The sequence below is a fragment of the Paracoccus versutus genome, assembly GCF_000763885.1.
Classification (GTDB): Bacteria; Pseudomonadota; Alphaproteobacteria; order Rhodobacterales; family Rhodobacteraceae; genus Paracoccus; species Paracoccus versutus.
This window is the reverse complement of sequence record NZ_JRKO01000107.1, coordinates 1-8,231: the sequence shown is the minus strand read 5'-3', so window position 1 is coordinate 8,231 and position 8,231 is coordinate 1. Positions and strand designations below refer to the sequence as shown.

Below are 8,231 nucleotides of genomic sequence, written 5' to 3'. Positions count from 1 at the left end.
ACCCGCCACGTCGCGCCCGGTCGCCGCCAGGATCGCGGCGGCGTGGCGGGTCATGCCCCGGGCCCGCGCCCCGACCTGCCCGGGCGTGGCGCCCTTTTGCGGGCCGAAGACGCGGGCGACGCCGCGCGGGCCCAGCAGCATGTTGTGCCAGTTCACCGCCGCGTCGATCCGCACCCCCGCCAGCCGGGGATCGAGCCCGGCGATGTCGATCCGTTCCAGATGCTCCAGCGCGCCGCCGCCTTCGGGCAGCTCGCGCCCCTGGGCGTCCAGGAAGCGCGCGCCAAGCGCCCGCGCCATGCCGGCGCCGCCGTCGTTGATGCCGCTGTCGCCGCAGCCGACCAGGATGCGGGTGGCGCCCTGGTCCAGCGCCTCGAGGATCAGTTCCCCGACGCCGCGGCTGGTGGTCAGCGTCGGGTCGCGCCGGTCGCGGGGGACCAGCGACAGGCCGGCGGCCGCCGCCATCTCGATCACCGCGCTGCGCGGGCCGTCGCCGCCCATCATGCCCCAGAAACTGGCCACGGGCTGGCCCAGGGGGCCGGTGACGGTGGTGGCGACCATGCGGCCGCCGGTGGCGGCGACCAGCGCCTCGGTCGTGCCTTCGCCGCCATCGACCATGGGGGCGGTCAGGATGGTCGCATGCGGGGCGGCGCGGCGGATGCCGCGGGCGATGGCCTCGGCCACCTGATTGACGGAAAGCGATTCCTTGAACCCCGAGGGTGCGATCAGAACGGTCAGGGACATATCCGGCATCCTTTTTCTGTTGTCTGGCGGGATTACGGCCCGGACCCGCGGATTATTCCGGCGCGATGCGAAAAATTTGTGGCAGGAAGCGAAAAGAGCGGCCGGAGCCGCCCTTTCCCCTTGATCCGAAACGATCTTATCGGATGGTGATGCGCAGGCCCACCGGGCGCAGGGCGCGGTTCACCTCGTGCTGCAGCCGCTGCAACTCGCCCATGGCGCGGGGGTGGCGCGGCCCGGCCGGAAGTCGCGCGGGCCGGGGCGCGGGCCGGGCGGCGGAAATCGCCGGGGCCGGAGTCGACACCGAGGCCGGGGCTTCCTGCGCCCCGCCGCGCATCCGCTCCAGCTGCGCGGGCCAGACCAGCAGGGCGAAGCCGACCAGCAGCGCGGTCACGGCCGGCGCCAGCGGCAGCGCCAGCCGCATCAGGTCGCGCTGCGCGAAACCCGCGCCCTCGGCATGGCCGAAGATCGCCACCGGCTTGGCCGAGGCCATCATGCTTTGGCAAAAGCCGGTGCCCATGACCGCGACCAGGATCATCAGCGCCGGATCGTGGCCCCAGCCCGTCATCGGCAGCGCCAGCGCCGGGATCAGCACCGCCGCACGGGCCGAGCGCGAGGTGATCGCCAGATGCGCCGCCACCGATGCCACGGCCAGCAGCGCCACCACGGCGGCGCGATTCCCGGTCAGCGCGGGCGGCAGCGCGGCCAGCGCATGGCCGGCCAGCCAGCGATCCGTCCCGGTCGCGGTCATCGCCTGGGCGATCAGCACGGTCGCGGCCATGTAGAGCAGCAGCTCGACATCGACGGCGCGGAAGATCTCCTTGGGCTTGCGGGTGGCAAAGGGCGGGGTCAGCAGCACCAGCGCCCCGGCCAGCGCCGCCAGCGCCATGCCGATGCCGTGCAGCGGCGCGGTCAGCCACAGCCCGACCACCGCCGCCAGCACCAGGGCGATGCGCGCCTGGCGGCGGCGGGTCGCGGGGTCCGGCCGCGGCGTCTCGATCCGCGGCAGCGGCGCCATCAGCAAGGCGCGCGGCACGAACAGCAGCAGGATCAGCGCGGTCCCGGCCAGGCTGGCGGCCAGTGAAAACGGCAGGCCCAGCATGGCCCAGTCCAGATAGCCCAGCTGCAAGCCGGTGGCGCTGCGGATGCTGGCGGCGGCCAGCAGATGCGCGCCCGCCCCGATCAGCGAGGCGCCGGCGGACAGCAGGATCACCGTCGGAAACAGCAGCGCCAGCGGCTTTCGCAGCGCCGGATCGGGCAGAGCGCCGGCGATCGCCGCAAAGACCGGCAGCAGCAGCGCCGCCCGCCCCGAGGTCGAGGGCAGCACGAAGGCCGTCGCCGCCACCAGCAGCGTCAGCAGCAGGGCGAAGGGCGCGAAACGCAGCCCCCGGCGCATCAGCGGCGCGACCAGCCGCTGGGTCAGCCCGGCATCCCTGGCCACGGCGGCGATGACGAAGGCCGAAAGCAGCAGCCAGATCAGCTCGCTGCCGAGCGCGGCGAAAAGCTGCGCCTCGCTCAGCACGCCGCCCAGCACCAGTGCCAGCACGGCGGCCAGCGCCACCAGCGATTCCGGCAGGCGCGTGCCGACCCAGCCCAGCACCGCCAGCGCCGAGACGGCCAGCGTCATCCGCCCCCGCGGCTCCAGCGTGGCGGGCAAGCCCCAGGCGGCGGCGATGATGGCCAGGGCCAGCAGCGCGGCGATCAGCCGGCGCGGCCGGGGAAGCGGCAGGGTCGGGGCAAGAAGGGTCCGGGCGGTCATGGCGTTCTCCTGTCTGTCTACAGGATTACGCGGCGGGCTCCGATCTATTCCCCCGGCAGGGCGCGCAGGGCCAGCGCTTCGTCCTCGGGGGTCAGCGGCTCGCCCGCGCCCAGGGCGGCAAGCGCCGCCTCGATGCTCTCGGGGCCCGAGGCCGGGCGGTAGTCCGCGCCGTCCGCCTGGGCCTGGGCGGCGAAGCGCGCCTGCCAGCCATCCGCGTCGCGGCAGGCCAGCACGGTGCGCAGCGCGCGCGCGCGGGCGGTTTCATATTCGCGGCACAACTGCCCCCCGGCCAGCTGGAACGAGGCGATCATGCTGATCTCGGTGCCGTCCGCCAGCACCCGCACCTCGCCCGAGGGCAATTCGTCCAGCGCCGCCAGCTCGGCGCCCGGCAGCCCATCGGCGCCCCGCCCCGACCATTCCCACCAGCCAAGGCCAAGCGCAGCCAGCGCGGCCGAGGCCGCCAGCGCAAGCCATGGCCGGCGGTTCAGGTTCGCGGCCGGGGCCTTTGGCGCGGCCTGCGGCGCAGGAGCAGGCGCAGGCGCGGCGGTGGCGGCGCGGATCATGCCGGCCAGCGGGTCTTCGCCGCCGGCGCCGGTGCGCAGGCCGCCCAGCAGGCGCCGCGTCTCGGCAAAGCGGCGCAGCCGGCGCTGCAATTCGGGATCGGCGGCGACGGCCCGGCGCACCGCCTCGGCCCGGTCGGGCTCCAACTCGCCGTCGGCCAGCGCCATCAGGGTCTCATCGTCGATCTGCATGGGCCTGTCCTCCCGCCGGGTTGCCCGCCGTATACGCGCCGCCCGTCATTCTATTCCCAACTTCCCGGCCAGCGCGAGCCGCGCCCGCGACAGCCGGCTCATCACCGTGCCGACCGGGATCGACAGCACCTCGGCGGTCTCGGCATAGCTCATCTCCTCGACGCAGACGAGATGCAGCACCTCGCGCTGCTCGGGCGGCAGGGTGGCCATCGCCACCTCGACCGATTGCAGCATCAGATGCGCCTCGAGCGCCGGGGCCGGGTCCACCGGCAGCGCCTCGGGGATCTCGAAGATGTCGACCTGGGTGCCCGCGGTCCTTTGCCGCCGGGTCTGGTCGATCCAGGCATTGCGCATGATCCGAAACAGCCACGGCTCCAGCCGCGCGCGGCGGTCGAATCCGGCGGCATGGGTGATGGCGCGCTCGACGGTGATCTGCACCAGGTCGTCGGCCAGATCGGCGCGGCGCGACAGCGACAGCGCGAATCGCCGCAGGTTCGGCAAAAGGGCGATCAGGGCTTCGCCGAAAGCCGCATCCATGAAGTCCTCCGGGCGGGAAAATTGACCTGGGCGGGGAATAATAGAATGTGTCGGGCGTAGAATGTCCAGAAACCGGCTTCATGGAGGAAGGGAAATGCCGCGCCTGCTGCTGTTCGTGACCGTGCTGGCCGCCATGCTGCTGGCCGACCTGCGCCCCGGCGCCGATTGGACGGCGCCCGCCGCCGCCTGGGCCGACGATGACGACGATGACGACGACGATGATGATGATGACGACGACGATGACGATGCGCCCCGCCGCCGGGCGCCGCCGCCGGCCCAGCCGCGGGTCCGCGCCGAGCCCCTGCCCCAGCGCGCGCCGGACGAGGTGATCGCGCGCGGCCTGTCGCCGGCCGATCTGGCGCAGTTGCAGGACATGGGCTTCGAGGTGCTGCACGAAACCCGGCTCAGCGCGGGCGAGCCGATGCACCGGCTGCGCAAGCCCGCCGCCATGCCCCTTGAGCAGGCGCGGGACGTGGTGCGCGCCATGGCCTCGGCCACGGCGGCCGATTTCAACCATTACTACCGGCCGGGCAATGCGCCGGGCTGCCGGGGCGCCGACTGCCCCGCCCGGCAGATGATCGCCTGGCCGGCGCATGGCGCGACCTGCGGCACGCCGCCCCGGATCGGCATGGTGGATACCGGGCTCAACATCCGGCACGAGGCGCTGGAGGATGCGCGGATCAGCCTGCACCGCATCGCCTCGGACGGCGAGGCCGCGGCCTCGGACCAGATGCACGGCACCGCGGTCGCGGCGCTGCTGGTCGGGCGCGCCGACGGCCGCACGCCGGGGCTGGTGCCGGGGGCGTCGCTGGTCGCCGTCGATGCCTTTCACAAGCAGCGCCAGGACGAGCGCGCCGATGCCTTCGCGCTGGTCGAGGCGCTGGACTACCTGGCCGCGCAGCAGGTGCGGATCGTGAACCTGTCGCTGGCCGGGCCGGCGAACGACGCCCTGGCCGGCCAGGTCCGGCGCATGGACCGGGACGGGATCGTGCTGGTCGCGGCGGCGGGCAATGGCGGGCCGGCGGCGAAGCCGGCCTATCCGGCCGCCTATCCGCAGGTGATCGCGGTCACGGCGGTGGACCGCCGCGCCCAGGTCTATCGCCGGGCGAACCGGGGCGGGCATATCGACCTGGCGGCGCCGGGGGTGGATGTCTGGACCGCCGCCTCGATCCGCGGGGCGCGGACCAAGACCGGCACCTCTTTCGCGACGCCCTTCGTCACCGCGGCCGCGGCGCTGCTGATGCAGAAGGAACCGGGGCTGACCCCGGCCGAGGTGCGCGCGCGCCTGCAATCCAGCGCGCGGGATCTGGGCAAGGCCGGCCATGACGAGGTCTTCGGCCACGGCCTGGTCAGCCCGCCCGATCCCTGCCTCTGATCCCGGCACGGTGCGGCTGGGGTTGCGGCAGTTTCGGCGTTTCGACGAAAACCGACATGGAGGTGTTTCAGCCGTCGGTTATCCTGCCTCTGCCGCCGCCCGTTCCGGGACGGGCCGGCACGATGTCCGGAAGCGCCCGATGGAAGGTCGAAATGCCGCAACAGAAAACCATGGTCTCCGTGCCGGAGCTGATGCTCGAGATCGCGCCCGAGGCGGCCGAGGCCCTGCGCGCCTCGGATCTGCTGCCGGGGGAGCCAGCCGTCCTGCCGCTCCATGCCACCTATTTCGACACGCCCGACCGGGACCTGGCGGCCGCCGGCTTTACGCTGAGCCTGGCCGAGGGCGAAGGCGAAGGCGAGGACGAAACCGGGCGCATCCAGACCGTCCGGGCCACCGGCAGCACCGCCGATCTGTTCGTGCTGCCCGAATGGCGCCAGCCCATCGCGGGCGACAGGCCGGTGCTGGACGAGCGCACGCCGCTTTGCGCGCTGCTGGGGTCAAAGATGGCCGACATCGGCCCGCTGTTCGACCTGCACATCCAGCGCCAGCTCTGGACCCTGTCCTGGCAGGGCGCCGACATCGAGCTGGCGCTGGACCGGGGCGAGGTGACGGCCGCCGACCGCCGCTCGGCGCGCTGCGAGCTTCGGCTGGCACTGCGCGAAGGCGCGCCCGCCGCGCTTTACGCGCTGGCCCGCCGGCTGGACGAGATCGCGCCGCTGCGCCTGGGCGTGCTGAGCGAGGCCGATCACGGCTTTCGCCTGCTGGGCCCGGTGCTGCACATGCACAAGGCCGCGCCGACAGCCCTGCACCGCGACATGGCGGCGGCCGAGGGCTTTCGCCAGATCGGGGCCGCCTGCCTGCGGCAGTTCCGCCTCAACGAGCCGCTGGTCGATCCCGGCAACCCCGAGGCCGTGCATCAGGCGCGGGTGGCGCTGCGCCGGCTGCGCTCGGCCCTGTCCATCTTCAAGCCGATGCTTCAGGACGAGACGGCCGCGCGGCTGAACGGTGAAAGCCGCTGGCTGGCCGGGGTGCTGGGCGAGGCGCGCGACCTGGACGTGCTGCGCCTGCGCTGCCGGCCGGATGCGCTGCGCGCCCGGCTGGAGCCGGCGCGGATGGCGGCCTATGCCCAGGCCCGGACGGCGCTCGGCTCGCGCCGGGCGCGGCTGCTGATGCTCGACCTGGCGGAATATCTTGCCATCGGCCCCTGGACGACGCAGCCCTCGGCCGCCGAGATCCGCGACCTGCCCCTGCGCGAATTCGCCTCGGCCGCGCTCGACCGCCTGCGCCGCAAGGTCAAGAAGGACGGCATCGGCCTTGCCGATGTGGATGACGAGACCCGGCACGAATTGCGCAAGGACGCCAAGAAGCTGCGCTATGCCGCCGAGTTCTTCGCACCGCTTTATGCGGAAAAGCGCCGCAGGCGCCGGGCCGCACGCTTCCTGGCCGCGCTCGAGGCGTTGCAGGACCGCATGGGCGCGCTGAACGACCTGGCGGCGGCCCCGGCGCTGGTCGAGCGGCTGGGCCTGGCCGGCGACCCCGCGGCGGCCGCGCTGCTGGGCACCGATCGCGACAAGCGCGCCCTGGTCGAGGCCGCCGCCGAAGCGCATGAGGCCCTGGTCGATGCCAAGCGCTTCTGGCGCTAGGGTGGCCTAGCCCACCAGCAGCTGGTCGGGGGTGATCGCCGCCAGCCCCAGCGCCTCGCCCACCGGCGGCGAGGTCAGCTGCCCTTCATGCGTGGCCAGGCCCGCGCGCAGATGCGCATCCTCGGCCAGCGCGCGGCGCCAGCCCTTGTCGGCCAGCGCCAGCAGGAAGGGCAAGGTGGCATTGCCGAGCGCCTGGGTCGAGGTCCGCGCCACCGCCCCCGGCATGTTGGCCACGCAGTAATGGATCACGCCGTCGACCTCGTAGATCGGATCCTGGTGGGTGGTGGGGCGCGAGGTCTCGAAACAGCCGCCTTGGTCGATGGCGACATCGACCAGCACCGCGCCGCGCGGCATGGTTTCAAGCTGCGCCCGGGACACCAGCTTCGGTGCCGCCGCACCCGGCACCAGCACGGCACCGACCACCATGTCGGCGCGCTGGATCAGCTCGGCGGTCGCGGCCGCGCTGGCGTGCTGGGTGGTCAGCTTGCCCATGAAGAGATCGTCGAGCCAGGACAGCCGCGGCAGCGAACGGTCCATCACCGTCACGTTCGCGCCCATGCCGACCGCGACCCGCGCCGCCGCCGCGCCCACCACGCCGCCGCCGATGATCAGCACATTGGCCGGCCTGACCCCCGGCACCCCGCCCAGCAGCACGCCGCGCCCGCCATTGGCCTTTTGCAGCGCCCAGGCGCCGACTTGCGGCGCCAGCCGCCCCGCCACCTCGGACATCGGCGCCAGCAGCGGCAGCCCGCCGCGCGCATCCGTCACCGTCTCATAGGCGATGGCGGTCACGCCCGAAGCCAGCAACTCGCGCGTCTGCGCCGGATCTGGCGCCAGGTGCAGATAGGTGAACAGCACCTGCCCGCGCCGCAGCAGGGCACGCTCGGGCGCCTGCGGCTCCTTGACCTTGACGATCAGCTCGGCCTCGGCAAAGACCGCGGCCGCATCCGGCACGATCCGCGCCCCCGCGGCCAGGTAATCCTCGTCGGCGAAACCCGCGCCCAGGCCGGCGCCGGCCTCGACCAGCACCTGGTGGCCGCGCAGGACGGCCTCGGCGGCGGCGGCAGGCGCCAGGCCCACGCGAAATTCCTGCGGCTTGATCTCCCTGGGGCAGCCGATCCTCATTCCCTTCTCCTCCTGCTGGTTTTTGGAACTCCCGGCGCCAGTCTGGCATTGGCCTTTCGCAAGATGCTGCGAAATCAAGCCCCGCCAAGGCGCGCCGGCGCACAAGGACGCCCCGGATTCCCAGAAGAATCGAAGATCCTGCCGCCGTCAAGCGCCAGGGCGCAAGCTTTCCCCCGCTCGCCACCCTTGCATATATTCGCATACTCGAATATCTCATGGATGAAGGACAGTTTGCGCGCAGGAGGAGTATCCGATGAGCCATGCCCCGACCTCGACCTCGACGCCCGGCCAGGGCGCGGCCC

Annotated in this window: 7 protein-coding genes; 2 read left to right on the top strand and 5 right to left on the bottom strand. The window is 73.0% G+C overall.

Features of this window, described 5'->3' with window-relative positions; translation table 11 throughout:
* The 4 genes from IT40_RS25490 to IT40_RS25475 all read right to left on the bottom strand — a co-directional run.
* Positions 1-741, bottom strand: a 741-nt coding sequence (locus tag IT40_RS25490; RefSeq protein ID WP_036761085.1) for a glycerate kinase family protein, incomplete at its 3' end; no start/stop codon positions are given.
* A 136-nt stretch (positions 742-877) separates the two neighbouring features.
* The gene (locus IT40_RS25485) at positions 878-2,497 is read right to left on the bottom strand and encodes an SLC13 family permease (RefSeq protein WP_052096334.1); all 1,620 of its coding nucleotides are present in this window, start codon (positions 2,495-2,497) and stop codon (positions 878-880) included.
* 44 nt (positions 2,498-2,541) lie between these two features.
* Entirely contained in the window at positions 2,542-3,249 is a 708-nt protein-coding gene (locus IT40_RS25480; protein WP_036761081.1) for a hypothetical protein, read from the bottom strand.
* A gap of 45 nt (positions 3,250-3,294) precedes the next feature.
* Positions 3,295-3,786, bottom strand: coding sequence for an RNA polymerase sigma factor (locus IT40_RS25475; RefSeq protein WP_036761079.1), 492 nt, complete (start codon positions 3,784-3,786; stop codon positions 3,295-3,297).
* A gap of 94 nt (positions 3,787-3,880) precedes the next feature.
* Between IT40_RS25475 and IT40_RS25470 the strand changes: the two genes are divergently transcribed.
* Both IT40_RS25470 and IT40_RS25465 read left to right on the top strand, forming a co-directional pair.
* Complete coding sequence (locus IT40_RS25470) at positions 3,881-5,161, top strand: S8 family serine peptidase (RefSeq protein WP_052096333.1); 1,281 nt, start codon at positions 3,881-3,883, stop codon at positions 5,159-5,161.
* Between the two features lie 152 nt (positions 5,162-5,313).
* Positions 5,314-6,804 carry a CYTH and CHAD domain-containing protein gene (locus IT40_RS25465; RefSeq protein ID WP_052096331.1) on the top strand — a complete coding sequence of 497 codons (1,491 nt, stop codon included), beginning with the start codon at positions 5,314-5,316 and terminating at the stop codon, positions 6,802-6,804.
* Positions 6,805-6,810: 6 nt separating this feature from the next.
* On the opposite strand, the gene ald is transcribed toward IT40_RS25465, so the two are convergent.
* On the bottom strand, positions 6,811-7,929 hold the full coding sequence (ald, locus tag IT40_RS25460) for an alanine dehydrogenase (RefSeq protein WP_036761077.1): 1,119 nt from the start codon (positions 7,927-7,929) through the stop codon (positions 6,811-6,813).
* Positions 7,930-8,231 lie beyond the last annotated feature (302 nt).

Bases quoted from the DNA above. Each gene is read 5' to 3' on its own strand.
- IT40_RS25485 (WP_052096334.1), bottom strand. From the start codon at position 2,497: ATGACCGCCCGGACCCTTCTTGCCCCGACCCTGCCGCTTCCCCGGCCG.
- IT40_RS25480 (WP_036761081.1), bottom strand. From the start codon at position 3,249: ATGCAGATCGACGATGAGACCCTGATGGCGCTGGCCGACGGCGAGTTG.
- IT40_RS25475 (WP_036761079.1), bottom strand. From the start codon at position 3,786: ATGGATGCGGCTTTCGGCGAAGCCCTGATCGCCCTTTTGCCGAACCTG.
- IT40_RS25470 (WP_052096333.1), top strand. From the start codon at position 3,881: ATGCCGCGCCTGCTGCTGTTCGTGACCGTGCTGGCCGCCATGCTGCTG.
- IT40_RS25465 (WP_052096331.1), top strand. From the start codon at position 5,314: ATGCCGCAACAGAAAACCATGGTCTCCGTGCCGGAGCTGATGCTCGAG.
- ald (WP_036761077.1), bottom strand. From the start codon at position 7,929: ATGAGGATCGGCTGCCCCAGGGAGATCAAGCCGCAGGAATTTCGCGTG.